Source organism: Microvirga sp., assembly GCF_014699075.1.
Lineage (GTDB): Bacteria > Pseudomonadota > Alphaproteobacteria > Rhizobiales > Beijerinckiaceae > Microvirga.
Map to the genome: position 1 here is coordinate 102,240 of NZ_JACXAB010000005.1, position 16,445 is coordinate 118,684.

The 16,445-nt window shown below is 63.6% G+C and carries 21 protein-coding genes; 9 read left to right on the forward strand and 12 right to left on the reverse strand.

All coding sequences use genetic code 11. The annotated features are described in order from the left end of the window. Position 1: 1 nt before the first annotated feature. From IC232_RS10115 to ilvD, 4 genes are all read right to left on the reverse strand, one after another. Positions 2-1,495, reverse strand: coding sequence for a sensor domain-containing diguanylate cyclase (locus tag IC232_RS10115; RefSeq protein WP_190844802.1), 1,494 nt, complete (start codon positions 1,493-1,495; stop codon positions 2-4). A 25-nt stretch (positions 1,496-1,520) separates the two neighbouring features. Further along, positions 1,521-1,838, reverse strand: a complete 318-nt coding sequence (sugE, locus tag IC232_RS10120; protein WP_190844803.1) for a quaternary ammonium compound efflux SMR transporter SugE — start codon at positions 1,836-1,838, stop codon at positions 1,521-1,523. 137 nt (positions 1,839-1,975) lie between these two features. After that, a complete protein-coding gene (locus IC232_RS10125) occupies positions 1,976-2,272 on the reverse strand; it encodes a hypothetical protein (protein ID WP_190844804.1) in 297 nt (98 codons plus the stop codon). A gap of 231 nt (positions 2,273-2,503) precedes the next feature. Beyond that, positions 2,504-4,333: a dihydroxy-acid dehydratase gene (gene ilvD / locus IC232_RS10130; RefSeq protein WP_190844805.1), complete on the reverse strand. Its 1,830-nt coding sequence runs from the start codon at positions 4,331-4,333 to the stop codon at positions 2,504-2,506. A 416-nt stretch (positions 4,334-4,749) separates the two neighbouring features. On the opposite strand from ilvD, the gene IC232_RS10135 reads away from it, so the two are divergent. Both IC232_RS10135 and IC232_RS10140 read left to right on the forward strand, forming a co-directional pair. After that, entirely contained in the window at positions 4,750-5,340 is a 591-nt protein-coding gene (locus IC232_RS10135; RefSeq protein WP_190844806.1) for a cation transporter, read from the forward strand. Between the two features lie 88 nt (positions 5,341-5,428). Next, complete coding sequence (locus IC232_RS10140; RefSeq protein ID WP_190844807.1) at positions 5,429-5,668, forward strand: hypothetical protein; 240 nt, start codon at positions 5,429-5,431, stop codon at positions 5,666-5,668. On the opposite strand, the gene IC232_RS10145 is transcribed toward IC232_RS10140, so the two are convergent. Next, complete coding sequence (locus IC232_RS10145) at positions 5,665-6,102, reverse strand: YqaA family protein (RefSeq protein ID WP_190844808.1); 438 nt, start codon at positions 6,100-6,102, stop codon at positions 5,665-5,667. The genes IC232_RS10140 and IC232_RS10145 overlap by 4 nt on opposite strands. Positions 6,103-6,296: 194 nt before the next feature. Between IC232_RS10145 and IC232_RS10150 the strand changes: the two genes are divergently transcribed. After that, on the forward strand, positions 6,297-7,475 hold the full coding sequence (locus IC232_RS10150) for an NAD(P)/FAD-dependent oxidoreductase (RefSeq protein ID WP_190844809.1): 1,179 nt from the start codon (positions 6,297-6,299) through the stop codon (positions 7,473-7,475). Between the two features lie 23 nt (positions 7,476-7,498). Here IC232_RS10150 and IC232_RS10155 read toward each other — a convergent pair whose 3' ends face one another. Continuing rightward, positions 7,499-7,975: an AAC(3)-I family aminoglycoside N-acetyltransferase gene (locus IC232_RS10155; RefSeq protein WP_190844810.1), complete on the reverse strand. Its 477-nt coding sequence runs from the start codon at positions 7,973-7,975 to the stop codon at positions 7,499-7,501. Between the two features lie 201 nt (positions 7,976-8,176). Here IC232_RS10155 and IC232_RS10160 point away from each other — a divergent pair, with 201 nt between their 5' ends. From IC232_RS10160 to IC232_RS10175, 4 genes are all read left to right on the forward strand, one after another. Next, the gene (locus IC232_RS10160; RefSeq protein WP_190844811.1) at positions 8,177-8,437 is read left to right on the forward strand and encodes a hypothetical protein; all 261 of its coding nucleotides are present in this window, start codon (positions 8,177-8,179) and stop codon (positions 8,435-8,437) included. 70 nt (positions 8,438-8,507) lie between these two features. Then, the gene (locus IC232_RS10165) at positions 8,508-9,290 is read left to right on the forward strand and encodes an ADYC domain-containing protein (RefSeq protein ID WP_190844812.1); all 783 of its coding nucleotides are present in this window, start codon (positions 8,508-8,510) and stop codon (positions 9,288-9,290) included. 77 nt (positions 9,291-9,367) lie between these two features. After that, entirely contained in the window at positions 9,368-9,613 is a 246-nt protein-coding gene (locus tag IC232_RS10170) for a hypothetical protein (protein WP_190844813.1), read from the forward strand. Between the two features lie 98 nt (positions 9,614-9,711). Then, a complete protein-coding gene (locus IC232_RS10175; protein ID WP_190844814.1) occupies positions 9,712-10,692 on the forward strand; it encodes an aldo/keto reductase in 981 nt (326 codons plus the stop codon). Between the two features lie 3 nt (positions 10,693-10,695). Here the strand turns inward: IC232_RS10175 and IC232_RS10180 are convergent, their stop codons facing one another. Next, the gene (locus IC232_RS10180; RefSeq protein ID WP_190844815.1) at positions 10,696-11,889 is read right to left on the reverse strand and encodes an aminotransferase class V-fold PLP-dependent enzyme; all 1,194 of its coding nucleotides are present in this window, start codon (positions 11,887-11,889) and stop codon (positions 10,696-10,698) included. 16 nt (positions 11,890-11,905) lie between these two features. Next, complete coding sequence (gene kynA, locus IC232_RS10185) at positions 11,906-12,730, reverse strand: tryptophan 2,3-dioxygenase (RefSeq protein ID WP_210335312.1); 825 nt, start codon at positions 12,728-12,730, stop codon at positions 11,906-11,908. A gap of 176 nt (positions 12,731-12,906) precedes the next feature. Here kynA and IC232_RS10190 point away from each other — a divergent pair, with 176 nt between their 5' ends. Both IC232_RS10190 and IC232_RS10195 read left to right on the forward strand, forming a co-directional pair. Continuing rightward, complete coding sequence (locus IC232_RS10190) at positions 12,907-13,149, forward strand: DUF3297 family protein (RefSeq protein ID WP_190844816.1); 243 nt, start codon at positions 12,907-12,909, stop codon at positions 13,147-13,149. Positions 13,150-13,266: 117 nt separating this feature from the next. Beyond that, positions 13,267-13,557, forward strand: coding sequence for a hypothetical protein (locus IC232_RS10195; protein ID WP_190844817.1), 291 nt, complete (start codon positions 13,267-13,269; stop codon positions 13,555-13,557). A 362-nt stretch (positions 13,558-13,919) separates the two neighbouring features. On the opposite strand, the gene IC232_RS10200 is transcribed toward IC232_RS10195, so the two are convergent. From IC232_RS10200 to IC232_RS10215, 4 genes are all read right to left on the reverse strand, one after another. Further along, on the reverse strand, positions 13,920-14,186 hold the full coding sequence (locus tag IC232_RS10200; RefSeq protein WP_190844818.1) for a hypothetical protein: 267 nt from the start codon (positions 14,184-14,186) through the stop codon (positions 13,920-13,922). 52 nt (positions 14,187-14,238) lie between these two features. Then, positions 14,239-14,499, reverse strand: coding sequence for a PilZ domain-containing protein (locus IC232_RS10205; protein WP_190844819.1), 261 nt, complete (start codon positions 14,497-14,499; stop codon positions 14,239-14,241). Between the two features lie 115 nt (positions 14,500-14,614). Continuing rightward, positions 14,615-15,385, reverse strand: coding sequence for an ABC transporter ATP-binding protein (locus IC232_RS10210; protein WP_190844820.1), 771 nt, complete (start codon positions 15,383-15,385; stop codon positions 14,615-14,617). Further along, positions 15,379-16,443, reverse strand: coding sequence for a FecCD family ABC transporter permease (locus IC232_RS10215; RefSeq protein WP_190844821.1), 1,065 nt, complete (start codon positions 16,441-16,443; stop codon positions 15,379-15,381). The genes IC232_RS10210 and IC232_RS10215 overlap by 7 nt, the downstream gene beginning before the upstream one ends. Between the last annotated feature and the right edge of the window lie 2 nt (positions 16,444-16,445).

Sequence of the window (16,445 nt, forward strand, 5' to 3'; positions counted from 1 at the left end):
ATCAGGCTGCTTTCTCGCTGGCGACGCGGTTGCGCCCGTTCTGCTTGGCGCGATAGAGGGCTGAATCCGCCAGCGTGACCAGGTCGTCCGGACTGATGCGGGAGCGATCCAAGCTCGGGATCCGGGTGGCGCTGCCGATGCTGATCGTGAGGATGCAGCTTGGAGGATTGGCCTCGTGGCGCACGCGAAGGGATTCGACTTTCGCGCGCAAGTTCTCCGCAATCGTCGCCGCGTCAGCTTCGTCTGCTCCAGGCAGGAGAATGGCGAGTTCCTCGCCGCCGTAGCGCGCCGCCAGATCGCCGGGCCGGCGGGCTGCTTCGGAAATGGTTTTGGCGATGATCCGCAGGCATTCGTCCCCGGCCTGATGCCCATAGACGTCGTTGTAGGCCTTGAACTGATCCACGTCGATCAACAGCAGAGACATGGGGGTCTTCTGGCGCGCGGCGCGCAGCCATTCCGCTTCCAGCCGCCTGTCGAACGTTCGGCGATTGGCCAGGCCCGTGAGGCCGTCGGTGGTGGCCAGAATGGCAAGCTCCGCCTCCGCATGCTCCCGTCGCCGAAGGGCACCGGCGAGGATCCAGCCGAGCGAGCCGATCGTGAGGATGAGCAGGCCGATGATGCTGCTGCGGAACACAAATTCCTCGTTCCAACGCGCGAGGGCCTCGTCCCGTCCAACGGCGGCAACCACCCCAACGGGAAAGATGTGGTTGCGTTGATAGCCGCCGATGCGCATCTGCCCGTCGATGGGAGACGCATACTCGTAATTGCCCGAACCTCTCGCATTCCTGAACTGGGGATCGTTCAGGACATTCGATCCGACCGCACGCTCGATGTAGGGATAGCGCGACAGGATCGTGCCGTTCTGGTGAAGGAGGGTGATCGAGCCCTGCGATCCGACATCGAAGCGGCCGAAGAAGTTTCCGAAATAGCGCGGCGGGATGCTCGCCTGGACGACGCCGCCGAAGCTCCCATCGGGCTTGTTGATGCGCCGTGAGATGGTCAGGACCCAATCGCCGCCGAGGGGATCGCGAATCAAAGGCCCGACGAACCACTCGCTGCTGGTTGCTGATTTGTGATGCTGAAATAACGCGAGGCCGCCGATATTCACGCGGCCGCGATGTCCAGGCAGCGAACTGCTCAGAAGAGTGCCATCCTGGTCAAAGATGGTCAGCGCCTTGATTCGCTGGAGCGGCTGAACCCGTTCGACCAGAAAGACGTCCAGACGCGCGATGGCATCCGGCAGGATGCCGCCGGTCTCGACCCTGTCCACCACATCCACCAGGAGCGCGTCCGCGAGTTCAAACGTGTCCTGGGCATGCTGGGTCAAGGACTTGGCAAGGTTGAGGGTTTCGGCCCGGATCCGATCGAACTCATGTCCCCGGTCATGCCAGTAGCGCCAGCCCTCGAGGCCCAGGATCACGAGACAGACGACCAGCACGAAAACCCGGAGGCCTCGCGCCGATGATCTCGGCCTTTCCTGAACGAATGTGGTCATGACGCACTCACCATACAGGTCCAAGCTAGCCCGAAGCTAACTTCAAGCCCAGGATCCCGGAGACGATGAGGCCGATGCAGACCAGGCGCATCACGGTTGCCGGCTCGCCGAAAAGGTGAATGCCGAGCAGGGCGGTTCCAACGGTGCCGATCCCGGTCCAGACCGCATAGCCCGTGCCGACCGGCAGGGTCTTGAGCGCCAAGCCGAGAAGCAGGACGCTGACCATCATGCTGAGGGCGGTCAAAACCGAAGGAACCAGCCGGGTAAAGCCGTCGGTGTATTTCAGGCCGATAGCCCAGCCGATTTCGAACAAGCCGGCAAGCGTAAGCCAAGTCCATGCCATGACAGGACCTCCGTCATAGGCAGGGCCGTCCCTACCAGTTGTCACGAAGGCGAGGTCGTCCTCGCCCCTTCGGATATAGAGGGTCGGGAAAACCTTCTCAACACAATCCGGGCGCGGCCAAAGGTCAGCTTGTGAGATTAGTTACCGTCGCCCGACGGCTGGGCGGCGCGGCCCAAGGCGGCATAAGGGTCGAACGGGGCGTAGATCTGGTGCTTCCACTCGTCGCCGCAGTTGATGCAGATGGAGCGCACCATATGGTTGCTCCGCTCCAGGCGCCTGAGGAGTTTTTGCTGCCGCTCTAAAGCCTCGTTGCCCTCCGCCTCGGTTCCGGACGGGCGGACGGTGAGCCTGAGGGGCTTGTCCTCCGGCGTGGTCTGGGCGAGGGCCGGCCCCATGAGCAAAGAGAGGCTGGCGATCCATAGAAGGCGGGTCATCTGGAATCCTGCGGCTGATCGGGTCACTGGACTCCAGGCGATACTGTTTCGTCAAGGCAGGATCGCTGCCCTGAGACCTTTGGCTGCGGCGGGCGAGGCCACCGCAGCCTGTCGGGATGTTCAGAGATGAAAATGGTCTAGGTTAAGGAAAATATATCAATGGAGAACGCTATCTGCGTTTTCGCACATTGACCTGGAGAGGAGCCCAGGCGAAGCCGGGCTCCCCGCGTCTCAGATCTGCCGCACGGCGCCCTTGGCGGCACTCGTGGCGAGCATGGCATAAGCCTTGAGGGCCGCCGACACCTTGCGCTTGCGCGGCTGAGCCGGCTGCCAGCCCTTGGCCTGCTGATCGGCGCGGCGACGCTCCAACTCCGCGTCGTCCACGGCCAAGCGGATGCTGCGGTTCGGGATGTCGATCTCGATCCGGTCGCCGTCCTGCACGAGGCCGATGGTGCCGCCTTCGGCCGCTTCAGGGGAGGCGTGGCCGATGGAGAGGCCCGAGGTGCCGCCCGAGAAGCGCCCATCGGTGATGAGCGCGCAGGCTTTGCCGAGGCCCTTCGATTTCAGGTAGCTCGTGGGATAGAGCATCTCCTGCATGCCGGGGCCGCCGCGCGGTCCCTCGTAGCGGATGACCACCACGTCGCCGGCCTTCACCCTGCCGTTGAGGATGCCGCTCACCGCATCGTCTTGGCTCTCGAACACGACCGCAGGGCCGGAGAACACCAGGATGCTTTCGTCGACGCCGGCGGTCTTCACGATGCAGCCGTCGAGCGCCAGGTTGCCGGAGAGGACGGCGAGGCCGCCGTCCTTGGAGAAGGCATGCTCCGCGTCGCGAATGACGCCACCGGCGCGGTCGGTATCCACGCTGTCGTAGCGGCTCGCCTGGCTGAAGGCGGTCTGCGTCGGCACGCCGCCGGGGGCTGCGCTGAAGAACTCGTGCACCACGTGGGAGTTCGTGCGCCGCACGTCCCAGCGGTCGAGGGCTGCCTTCATGCTCTCGGCGTGAACGGTCGGCACCGAGGTGTCGAGCAGGCTGGCGCGGTCGAGTTCGCCGAGGATGCCCATGATGCCGCCGGCGCGATGCACGTCTTCCATGTGCACGTTGGCGATGGCTGGCGCGACCTTGCACAGAACGGGCACCCGGCGCGACAGGCGGTCGATGTCGTCCATGGTGAAGTCGACTTCCGCCTCGTGGGCGGCGGCGAGCAGGTGCAGCACCGTATTGCTCGATCCACCCATTGCGATGTCGAGGGTCATGGCGTTCTCAAACGCGGCGAACGACGCGATGGTGCGCGGGAGAACGCTTGCATCGTCCTGCTCGTAATAGCGACGGGCGAGATCGACGATCAGGTGACCGGCTTCCACGAACAGGCGCTTGCGGTCGGCGTGGGTGGCGAGTGTCGAGCCGTTGCCGGGCAGCGACAGGCCGAGTGCCTCCGTGAGGCAGTTCATGGAATTGGCCGTGAACATGCCCGAGCACGAGCCGCAGGTGGGGCAGGCAGCGCGCTCGATCGCCTTGATGTCCTCGTCGGCGATCTTGTCGTCGGCGGCCGCCACCATGGCGTCCACGAGGTCGAGCTTCTTGGTCACGCCGTTCAGCACGACCTTGCCCGCTTCCATCGGACCGCCCGACACGAAGACCACCGGGATGTTGAGGCGCATGGCGGCCATCAGCATGCCGGGGGTGATCTTGTCGCAGTTGGAGATGCACACCATCGCGTCGGCGCAATGGGCGTTGACCATGTACTCGACCGAGTCCGCAATCAGCTCCCGCGAGGGCAGGGAATAGAGCATGCCGTCATGGCCCATGGCGATGCCGTCATCCACCGCGATGGTGTTGAACTCCTTGGCGACGCCGCCCGCCTTCTCGATCTCCCGCGCCACAAGTTGCCCTAAGTCCTTCAGGTGGACGTGGCCCGGCACGAACTGGGTGAAGGAGTTCACCACGGCGATGATCGGCTTGCCGAAATCGGAATCCTTCATGCCCGTGGCCCGCCAGAGGCCGCGAGCGCCCGCCATGTTGCGGCCGTGGGTAGTGGTGCGAGAACGATAGGCTGGCATGGTTTCCCCTGAGCATCGGACCCAAAAGTGGACTTGCACTTTTGGGATCGATCCGATGCTCAATCCCCTAAGCGGCGCATCGTTGAGCGCAGAAAACCGGGTCCACTTTTCCGCACGATGCGCTGTTCTTTAGAGCCTTGTTCATCTGAAATTGCGAAATTTGCAAGAAAATTTGCCATTCCTTGTGGTCACGCCTGCTTTGCCGCAATGGAGTTGCTGAGAGGGCTGTTCCTGTTCTTGATAGCGCTCACGCCGTCACCCCCGGACTTGTCCCGGGTATCCAAGTCTTTGCCGCGCCGTCGTTCTCAAGACGTGGATGGCCGGAACAAGTCCGGCCATGACGGTGGCGTATCTTGCAAAGCACATCCCCCTATGCCTAAGGCGTCCGATCCGTATCCCCCAGGAGCGAAGCCTCTATGAAGGTCGACCAGTCCAGCCAACCCCTGCGTCTGGTGGTTGCCACCGTGGCGGCCCTCAACCTCGGCTATTTCGGCATCGAGTTCGCGGTGGCGCTCGCCATCGGGTCGGTATCGCTCTTTGCCGACAGCATCGATTTCCTGGAGGATGCCTCGATAAACCTCCTCATCCTCTTGGCCTTAGGGCTCAGCTTAAGGATGCGGGCACGTGTGGGAATGGGGCTCGCCGGCATCATCCTCGTGCCGGGGCTCGCCACTCTTTGGATGGCCTGGGAGAAGTTCTGGGCTCCGGTTCCGCCCGAGCCCTGGACGCTGTCGATCGCCGGGGCAGGGGCGCTCGCGGTCAACCTCGCCTGCGCGCTCCTGCTCGCGCGCTTTCGCCATCAGGGCGGCAGCCTCACCAAGGCGGCGTTCCTGTCCGCCCGCAACGATGCCTTTGCCAACGTGGCTATCATAGGGGCGGGGCTGGTGACGGCAGCCACGCTCTCGGCCTGGCCGGACCTGATCGTCGGTCTCGGCATCGCGGCGATCAATGCCGATGCGGCCTGGGAGGTCTGGGAAGAGGCCCGGGAAGAGCACAAGGCGGCATAAGGCTGTCTGCTTCCGGCCAAGCTGAAACGGCCCAGCCTCTGCAAACGTTGTCCCGCCTGAACCCTTCGGACAAGAGCAGGACGGCGACATGGTGATGCAAACCGATTTGGATGCTCCGGCCCATCTGCAATTTGAGCCCTTGGACTCGCATGGCGGTCAGAGCGCCCCGAGCGACATCGTGGAATTCCCTTCCCTGCGCGAGGCTGTCCATTGGGCCATGACCAATGAGGCGCCCGCCGGCATGCACGCAGTCATCCGCACGGCATCCGGTGACGTCATCGACCCCGGCCACCTGGAAGAGATCTGGTCGAGCCTGCAGGGGCCTTAGATCCACCCCAGGCTCAAGGCCCCGACGGCGAGATACCGGCCGGTCTTGGCGAGCGCCACGAGCGGGATGAAGATCCGCAGGGGTTCCCGCAGCAGACCTGCCACGATGGTGAGCGGATCACCGATGATCGGTACCCAGCTCAGCAGCAGGGTCCACCGGCCGTACTTGTGATACCAGGCTTCTGCCTTGGCCATCTGGCTGCGCTTCACGGGAAACCAGGGGCGATCCTCGAAACGGGCGAAGAAGCGGCCCAAAAACCAGTTCACGATCGAGCCGAGAATATTGCCCACGCTCGCCACGAGAATGAGCACCCACCAGGTGTAGTGCTCGGCCACGAGCATAGCGAACAGCACGGCCTCCGACTGGAACGGGAAAATCGTGGCCGAGAGAAAGGCTGCGGCGAACAAGGCGCCGTATTCGGCAGGGTGCGGCATGGGGCGGGATGACCGTGAGGGAGAAAGCGGCGTTAGAGTTTAACGCGGGAGCGTTGGCATGCTTCCCGCGCTGGCGCAATCTTGAGCCGCTTGCATCATCCTCTCAACCTGAATACCTACGGCTCATCGCGAAGCCGGAGGCAATCGGCTGAGCCTTTTCGTTGCAGCCGTGTAGGCTCTCAGGACAACTTCACTTGGATCAGTTCGACGTTGTGGTGATCGGCGCAGGTGCCGCCGGGATGATGTGCGCGGCCGAGGCCGGCAAGCGCGGACGCTCGGTGCTGGTCGTCGACCACGCGGCCAAGCCCGGCGAGAAGATCCGCATCTCCGGCGGCGGGCGCTGCAACTTCACCAATCTCAACGCGGGGCCTGCCAACTTCATCTCGCAGAACCCGAGCTTCGCCATCTCGGCCCTGCGCCGCTATACGCAGCGCGACTTCATCGCCCTCGTGGAGCGCTACGGCATCGCCTATCATGAGAAGACTTTAGGCCAGCTCTTCTGCGACGGCTCGTCGAAGCAGATCGTCGATCTGCTGCTGAACGAGATGCGGCAGGCCGATGTGGAGCTTCGCCTCTCGACCTCCGTGCAGTCCGTCGAGAAAACACCCGAGGGTTTTGCGCTCGGGCTCTCGCAGGGCGCGGTGCAGTGCCGTTCCCTCGTGGTGGCCAGCGGCGGCAAGTCCATCCCGAAGATGGGCGCCACCGGCTTCGGCTACGATCTCGCGCAGCAGTTCGGCTTGAAGCTTGTCGAGACGCGTCCTGCCCTTGTGCCGCTGACCCTGGAGCCCACGATGCTTGAGCGGCTCACGCCTCTCGCGGGCGTTGCCGTCGATGCGGTAGCGGCCTGCGGCAAGACGCAATTTCCCGAGGCGCTGCTCTTCACCCATCGCGGGTTGAGCGGCCCCTCCATCCTGCAGATCTCCTCCTATTGGCGCGAGGGCGACGAGATCACCCTGTCCATGCTGCCGGGCGTGAACCTGTTCGAGGAACTGCGCGCGGCGCGTGCGCAGAACGGCCGCCAAGCTCTGCAGACCGCCCTATCGGCGTTCCTGCCCAAGCGTCTGGCGCAGCTCATCGCCGAGACCGAGAAGGGGCCTGCCAATCTCGCGGATTACTCCGACAAGCGGCTGCGTGCCGTCGAGGAGGCGGTGAACCGCTGGCGCTTCAAGCCAGCAGGATCGGAAGGCTACCGCACCGCCGAGGTGACGCTGGGCGGTGTCGACACCCGCGAGCTCGATTCCCGCACCATGGAAGCCAAGGCGGTGCCGGGGCTCTACTTCATCGGCGAGGTGGTGGACGTCACCGGCTGGCTCGGCGGCTACAATTTCCAGTGGGCCTGGTCCTCGGGCTGGTGCGCCGGGCAGGCGGCCTGACGCTTCCGCCGGCTGCCTCCGGATCAGCGCGTTGGTGGTGCTGCCGGCGCGATGTCGAAGTGCAGCACGTCCTCACGAGTCCCGAGTTTCTCGTAGAGCGCGATGGCCGGGTCGTCGCCGTAATCCGCCTGCACATAGATCACCCAGGCGCCACGCTCCGCAGCGATCCCGCGCAGATGCTCGATGAGAGCCGTCGCGATGCCCTGCCGCCGATGCTCCGCATCCACGGCGAGGTCATAGATGTACACTTCGCGCCGCGCCTGCTCGAACTTGTCGAGCTCATAGGCCACAAGCCCACCCAGAACCTCTTCGCCGGCCAGCGCCACCACGGCGAAAACGTGCTCTTTCGCAAGCAACCCCTTCAGGTAGGCGTCCTCGGGCTGATTGCCCGTATAGGTCTCAAGATCCGCGAAGGCCTGTCCGAACAGGACGTTCAGCCGGCGAAGAACCCGAACGTCCCCTGGCTTGAGGCGGCGGATTGTGACTGATGGCAAGGGCATCCCTCAAGCATAGCACGGCCGCGATAGCGGGTAAGGCCCTGGGGCCTCGCCTGTGGCATGTGCGCTAGGACACAGCGCCTCTCCATGAGGAAAGTTTTCAACCCAAGGTTCATTGAGTTTGGTGCGCCACCTATCGATATAAAGTTTCAAAACAAGAGCCGGCAAGGACATGTTCAATCATAGGGGGCTGTAGGTAACACAATGATTAAGTCTCTTACTATCGTCACGGCTGCGCTGACGGCGGGTCTCCTCGTGGCCTCGGAGGCCAATGCCCGGAAGCCTGGCCTGTCGTTCAACGGCCGCAACCTGAACGGCGTGTCCGAGAACGGCCGTAACCTGAACGGCATCCTGCTGAACGGCCGCAATCTCAATGGTGCTGCCCGTGAGGGCGCCGTCGCCGGCCAGGGCGTGCAAGCCACGAGCGTCATCCTGAAGGATGGTGCTCGCGTCACGCTCGACTAAGCCCGAGCCAGAGAACCCTCGTTGCTTCCCTGCGAGGGTTCTCCTGGCATCAGCCGGAGAGTGATGTGCCATGGATACGCCTTTGCGGATCGCCGTCAGCGCCGTTCTGCTCCTGGCCTCGACCAGTGCAGGTAAAGCCCTGAGTGGCCGCCTTGAGGCGGACCAGGGTGAGTTCAGACTTCATCTTAATGAGGGACGGGTGCTCGAGCGGGAGGCCCTAGCCGGAGCCCGCATCGTCATGCGGAGAGGCGAGCAGACAATTCATGTCCTGATCGACACCGTCGAGATGCAGGACGGAGTGCCCGGCGGCCCGGTCGTGCTCTACCGGCTTCTGGTCGAGGACCTCGTTCGACGGACCCATCATAACGCATGCCTGCCCGATGCGCGCGGACGGCAACTCGGCTTGCCGCTTCAGACGGAGACAGGCGTCGACTTCACCTGCACCAGCGGCGCCGAGGGAAAGTGCATCCTCATGGGCTATCGCCCGTGGGATAGCCGAGCAGACGTGCCGATGCAGGATCTGCATGCCGCCTGCGTTCACATGATGCGTGCCGATTACGGCGGCGATAACCATCCTTCTACGCGCGACGGCACGCTTGTCGATGTCTACGACCGCTTCGGCATGCAGAAGCCAGATAGCGTCGATCCTCTGCCGTTCGAGGCCGCGTGGGGCAGGGACGGCGCCGTTTGCGTCGCTCATCCCCGCATTGCGGAGAATGTAACGCTCGAGGAGTTGGCGAAATCCTATCCGAAGCTTCGCTCCTCCCTAGGACCCGAAGTGTGCACGGAAGAGGTGATGCGTCACCATCCAGACGCATTGCTCTTCAACCGCTCGGCCTCGGCCGTTCGCTGACACCTGGCGCTGTTCCTGGGCCTCCGGTGCAAGCCGTGCTATGCTTCGCTCTGTGGGGCTTACAGCGGGAGGGTTTCATGCAATCGGGCATGGTCCTCGTCTGGATCGGTGCGCTGCTCATCATTGCCGGGGTCGTTCTGGCGGCAGGCCAGGTGCTCTGGAAGGGGCGCTTGAGCGATGCGCACAGGACGGGTCCCGCAGCTGCAAACGCGACGCTCGAGCCGCAGGGGCGGGTGCGCGCGTTCCACCCCAAGCACCATTGGCCCAGCATCATTCTCGTGGCGCTCGGCCTCGTCCTGATGCTGGCGGAAGCGGCTGTCTGACGATCATTGCCCTTGAAACCGGGCAGGGCGAGTCCAGTTGATGCTCCATCCGCGGCCACGCGCTGCCGCATCCCCATCGTCAAACTCGGAGATCTCCCATGCAGCAGCGTCAGCTTGGCCAATTGCAGGTGTCCGCCCTCGGTCTCGGCTGCATGGGCATGTCGGAGTTCTACGGCAACGGCGACGAGGCGGAGTCCATCGTCACCATCCATCGCGCCATCGAGCTCGGCGTGACCTTTCTCGACACGGCCGACATGTACGGCGTCGGCCGCAACGAGGAGCTGGTTGGTCGCGCCATTGCGGATCGGCGCGACAAGGTCGTGCTCGCCACCAAGTTCGGCAATGTGCGCGGCCCCAATGGCGAGCGCCTCGGCATCAATGGCAAGCCCGATTACGTGCGCCAGGCCTGCGAGGCGAGCCTGAAGCGGCTCAAGGTCGACGTGATCGATCTCTATTACCAGCACCGGGTCGATCCCGAGACGCCGATTGAGGACACGGTCGGGGCCATGGCGGATCTCGTGCGTCAGGGCAAGGTGCGCTACCTCGGGCTCTCGGAGGCCGGCCCCCAGACGATCCGCCGTGCTCATGCGGTTCATCCGATTGCCGCATTGCAGACCGAATACTCGCTCTGGAGCCGCGATCCGGAGGACGCGATCCTGCCCACCGTGCGCGAACTCGGTATCGGCTTCGTGCCTTACTCTCCGCTGGGGCGCGGTTTTCTCACGGGACAAATCAAGAGTGTGGACGATCTGGCAGAAGACGATTTCCGCCGCAATTCGCCGCGCTTCCAGGGCGAGAATTTCCAGAAGAACCTCGACCTCGTGCGCGAGATCGAAGCCATGGCGCGCGAGAAAGGCTGCGCACCGTCGCAGCTCGCGCTCGCCTGGGTGCTGGCGCAAGGCGACGACATTGTGCCGATCCCCGGCACCAAGCGCCGCAAATATCTGGAGGAGAATGTGGGCGCGCTTGACGTGAGGCTCACGGATGAGGATCTCGCACGCATCGACCGCATTATTCCGCCGGGCGCCGCCGCCGGGACGCGTTACCCGGAGCCGGGCATGAAGATGGTGGGGCTCTGACCCTTACGCGGCTGAGGAAGTATTGACGGACAGCGACTCCAGCGCACCGGCCTCATCGATGCGGCGGAGGAGATCGTCCGCCTCTTCCTCGGTCTGATAGATGCCGAAGCCCAGGCGCAGGCGCTGGCCGCGCACGTCGGTCACCACGCGTAGCGCCTTCAGGTCGTTGTGGATGGCTTGAGCCGCCGGTGTCTGGAACGTGAGGAAATTGCCGCGCCTCGTCTCGTCCGCCGGCACCACCGGCGAAGCGTTTGCGAACAATGCGGAACCAGAGATGTGTCGCAGGAAATGCTGCTGCAGCGCCTTGGCATGGGCATGGATGATGCCGGGCGTGATGCCCTCGTCCGCGAGCCAGCGCATGACCGCGTTGAAGCGGTAGAGGCCGGACGGATCGAAGGTCGAGCCCATGAAGCGCCACCCGTCCTCGCTGTAGCCCACCTGTCCGCTCTGCGCGTTCGTGAGATTGCCGAAGGCGGCGTACCAGCCGGTATCGCGTGGGCGCAGGCCCCAACCCGGTGGGCAATGCATGAAGCATGCACCTTCACCGGCCATGGCATATTTATAGCCGCCGGCGACGTAGAACACGCGATCCGCGATGCTGCCGAGATCCGTCGGCCGCGCCATGAAGCCGTGATAGCCGTCGATGACGATCATCGCGCCATTGCGGTCGCATTCCGCCAGGTGGCGTCCATCGAGCGCGAAACCGGAATTGAAGAACACCTGGCTGACGAAGACGAGATCGTAGCCGGCTTTCGCGGCGGCGTGGAAGCGATCCTCGAAACTCGCGAAAGGCTCGGCCGGCACGCGTGTGACGTCCACGAGCTGCTCCTCTTCCAATCTGGCGATCTGGCGCGTGAAGGAGTGGAACTCGCCGTCGGAGGTGAGAATGCGGATCGGGCGGTCGGCAGGAAAACAGGACAGAATGCGTTTCAGGAATTCGTGCGTGTTCGGCGCCACCGCGATGGTGGAAGGATCCGGCAGGTTGAGATGCCCGGCCACATGGCCGCGGAACTCGTCGAGCACGGGGCCTAAAATGTGCTCCCACTTGTCGTCCATGAGGCGGGCGGCGTCGTCCCAGGCCTGCAGTTGCGCTTCGCGCGTCACATCCGGCCAGGGGTGATGGCTGTGAGCTGCGAAATGCAGGCGGTCGGGCTCTGAGCTGAGGAAGCGGGAGAACTGGGAGCGGAGATCAAGCATGATGCACTCAACCTGATTAAAGCTTGCCGCGAACGGACCAGAGTTCAGGGAAGAAGTATTTTTCCAGCGCCTTGCGCAGGTAGCTGACGCCGCTGCTGCCGCCGGTGCCGCTGCGCATGCCGATGATGCGCTCCACGGTCTTCATGTGCCGGAAGCGCCATTGCTGGAACGCGTCCTCCAGATCGACCAGCTCCTCGGCGAGCTCGTAGAGATCGAAGTGCTCGCCCGCATGGCGGTAGATCTCCTCCCAGATCGCCTCAACGCCGGGATGCGCCGTGTAAGCTTGTGTCACGTCCCGGTCGAGAACTTCTGTGGGAACCGCGTAGCCGCGGCGGGCCAGGAGGCGCAGGGCCTCGTCATAGAGGCCCGGTGCCCGGTAGGCGGCGTCGAGCTGCTCGGCGAGGTCGCTCCGGTGCCGGTGCGGCGCCATCTTCACCGCGTCCTTGGCTCCGAGCTTGAACTCGACGAGCCGATATTGCCAGGACTGGAAGCCGGAAGATTTGCCAAGGGCCGGTCGGAAGCTCAGGTAATCCGATGGAGTCATGGTGGAGAGCACCGTCCAAGCCTGGATCAGCTGCTCCTGGATCCGGTTGATGCGGGCCGTGCACTTGAAGGCGGGCTGGAGCTCGTCGGCCCGGATATGGGCGAGAGCGGTGTCGAGCTCCCGGTTCAGGAGCTTGAGCCACAGCTCCATCACCTGGTGAATGGTGATGAAGAGAAGCTCGTCGTGCTCGGAGGTCAGGGGGGACTGGGCGGAGAGGAGGGTATCGAGCCGGAGATAGTCTCCATAGCTCATATCTTCGGAAAAATCTGTTTGGATCCCGTCTGTCGCTGCCGACAAGATTTTCTCTCCCTGGTCTCTTCCGCTTACGCGCGGATTATCGTCCTGCCGTTGGGGCGTACAACGAAAGTAGGACATCCGAGCTGGCTTGTCACGATGCTCCAGCCGGAATTGGCTTTCCGCCCCTGAGACGCTAGGTTGCCGCCCCTGAACGACCCCATTGGAGAGACCCTCGCATGACCGACACGCTTCCCGACCGCCTGGCTTCGAACCCGGACAGCCCCTTCTATGACGAGGAACTGCTGGCGAAGGGGATCGGCATCCGCTTCAACGGCGCCGAGAAGACCAATGTGGACGAGTATTGCGTCAGCGAGGGTTGGGTCCGGGTCACCGCCGGGAGTGCCAAGGACCGCTTCGGCAACCCGATGACCATCAAGCTCAAGGGCAAGGTCGAGCCTTACCTCAAGACGCAGGAATAAACCTGGCCCGACGAGATTCTGCCGTTAGGGCAGGGCTGGACGTGCCATAGCACCCGCCCCAAGATCAGGGTCAAGCTCGGCAATCGAGGCTGGATCCTCGGGAAAGGCTTGCGCTGAATGGCCTCTGTGAAGGCTCTGGCTATCGTTGCAATAGCTTGCGTGCTCGGCGAGGCATCCTACGCCCACGACTGGTATCCGGCCTGGTGCTGCGATGAGCATGACTGCCGCGAACTCATCGAGGCCCGTGGCGAGACGGTGACGGAAACATCCGAGGGCTGGCGGCTCTGGGACGGACGCCTTATCGGCCGCGAGCATTCCAAGATGTCGCCCGACGCGAAGTTCCACCTCTGCGAGGAGCCTACGACCCGGGCCATCATCTGCTTCTTCGCCCCCCAGGGCGCTTCGTGACGGGTTTTCCCGAGGCAGCGAATCAGAGGCAGACCACAAAAAGGAAGCGCCCGCTCATGGAGGGGCGCTTCAAGGTCCGACCCGTAGGGGCAAAATGAGGGTCGTGAACCTCTCTATTCGTAGAGTAATCAGGCGAAATTGTGACAAATCATGGCGTCAATTGAGTGTGTCAAGAGAATATGCGCGCTATTCTGACGCAAACGATCGTTTATTTGCGAACTATTTGGCCTTGCTTGGACAGAGGTGATGGTTTATTCCGGATTAACCGTAGGGGCAAATACGGTCTTAAGGGTCGCGAACACAGTCAAACAACAGGACTGGGCGCGGCCCTTTTTCATTTCTATTATTAGGAATAGGGTCCGTTACTTGGATTCGCTGCGAACGGCTTGCAGCCTTTCCATCGTGGCTTTGATCTCCTCGGCCGCCTTGAGGCCCCGGATGCCGATCACCCCACGATCAATGGTCTTCCCATCCGCATCCTTCCTGCCGTTGAAGAATGCATCCCGCTCCGCTTTGGACATCTTCAGGAGGGTGCGGGCTTCGGTCTCGATCCGCCATTCCTCGGACCAGGTGCTGACGGGCTGGCCGGTGAGTTCGGAGATGGCTTGGGTATCGCGGGAGTAAGTCATGCGGGACAGCATGGCACAGAGGGGTGAAGAGAGCGTTGATGGGACCTGCCGGTCAGCCGGTGAAACGCGCCCCGTAATGCGTTCCGTCCGTCCACACCAGCTGTGTCATGGCCCTTGCACCCGCGTCGGGGATCTCAAGCTCGAATTCCAAGGGAATGTCGGCAGAGCCGGAAATCACCAGCCTGACACCCGACTGCGACAGGTCCCATATGGAACATTGGATGCATGCCTTGCCCTTCGTATCCCGGATCCAGCCTTCCAGCGTGGTGGCGAAGCGCTCGTCCGATCGACGTTCAGGCGGTCCAAGGCTCATGCACGAGGTTCCATGATTCGAGAGGGTCCCGTTATAAGCAGCCGGGCTGGCGCGAGGCTATCCAGTGCCCGATTATCATGTTGAAGGGAGCGGCGTAGGTTGAACCGCGGCCTCCTCACGCAGCTTCGAGCGGCCCGTCGATGATCACGTGCGGGCACAGGCGCGAGCAGCGCTCGATCCGACCATCGACCCGATAGATGGTCTGCAGCAGGGTCGGGGTGATCACCGTCTCCACCGGGCCGCAACTCACCATGGTGCCGGCATCGATCACCATGACACGATCGGCGACGCGCAGCACCTGGTTGAGATCATGGATGGCGAGCACCACGCAGATCCCCCGGTCCCGGGCGAGCGAGCGAATGAGCGCCAGCACCTCCACCTGCCGGTGCAGGTCGAGGGCGCTCGTCGGCTCATCGAGCAGGAGGATTTTGGGCTCGCGCACAAGCACCTGCGCGAGCGACACCAGCTGCCGCTGCCCGCCGCTGAGTTCGTTCAGGCCCTTGAACGCAATCGGCTCGATCCGCAGGCTGAAGAGAACGCGGTCGACTTCCTGAAGGTCCTCGTCCGTCACTTTGCGCGGCGCACCCTGCTTGCGGGCGAGCAGCACGGATTCGTAGACGGTCAGCACCGTGTTCACCGAGGTGTCCTGCGGCATGTAGCAGACAGGGCTCGGGCCAGGCCTCAGGGCGACGTCGTCGATGCGGATGCTGCCCGGCCCGTCAAGCAGACCGGCGATGCGCCGGAACAGGCTCGACTTGCCGGCGGCGTTCGGCCCGATCACCGCCGTGACCTCGCCGCCCTTCAGCACGGGCGTGGTCACGCCGGAGAGCACCTCCTGCTTGCCGTAGCGGACGCCGACTTCGTTGAGTTGCAGGGTCGTTACCATGCGCGCCTCCGGGTGGACATGATCAGGCTGAACAGGAACGGCACACCCACCAGCGCCGTGATGATGCCGATGGGAAAGATGGTGCCGGGCACGATGGACTTGCTGATGACGGAAGTGAGCGACAGGATCGCGGCGCCCGACAGAACGGAGGCCGGCAGGAAATAGCGCTGATCCTCGCCCACCAGCATGCGGGCGATGTGCGGGCCAACCAATCCGATGAAGCCGATGGTGCCCACGAACGCCACCGGCACGGCGGCAAGCAGGCTGATGACCATCATGGTCTCGAGCCGGACCCAGCGCACGTTGACGCCGAAGCTCGCGGCCTTGTCGTCGCCAAGCCGCAGAGCGGTGAGCGCCCACGCGCGGCGCATGAAAAGCGGAAGAGAAATGACAACCACCGCCGTGGTGATGGCGAGCTTCGGCCATGTGGCGCGGGTCAGGCTGCCCATGGTCCAGAACACCACGGCAGACAGGGCCTGTTCCGATGCGAGGTACTGCACCAGCGCGAGCAGCGCATTGAACGTGAAGACGAGGGTGATGCCGAGGAGCACGATGGTCTCGACGGTGACGCCGCGCTTCTGGCTCATGAAATGGATGAACAGGGCCGCAGCCATCGCCATGAGCAGCGCGTTGATCGACACAATGTAGTCGATGGCCCAGGGCAGGAAGCCGACGCCGAACACGAGCGCAACGGAAGCGCCGAAGCTCGCTGCGGCCGAGATGCCGAGCGTGAAGGGGCTGGCGAGCGGATTGTTGAGGATCGTCTGCATCTGCGCGCCGGCTGCGGACAGCGCCGCGCCGACCACCACGGCCATGAGCGCCACCGGCATGCGGATGTCCCAGATCACGACGCTGACCTGCTCTGTAACCTCCGGCGAGCCCATGAGAGCCATCACGACCTCGCGCATCGAGTAGCGCGCGGGGCCTAAACCCAGATCGGCGATGACGGAGAGAACGAGAACGACGGCAAGCGCAAGAAGCACGAGCTTCTTGCGCTGCACGAGGACGCGGTAGGCACCGCGTCCTTTCGGCATGGCGATGGCGGGAGAGTGGGCCAAGA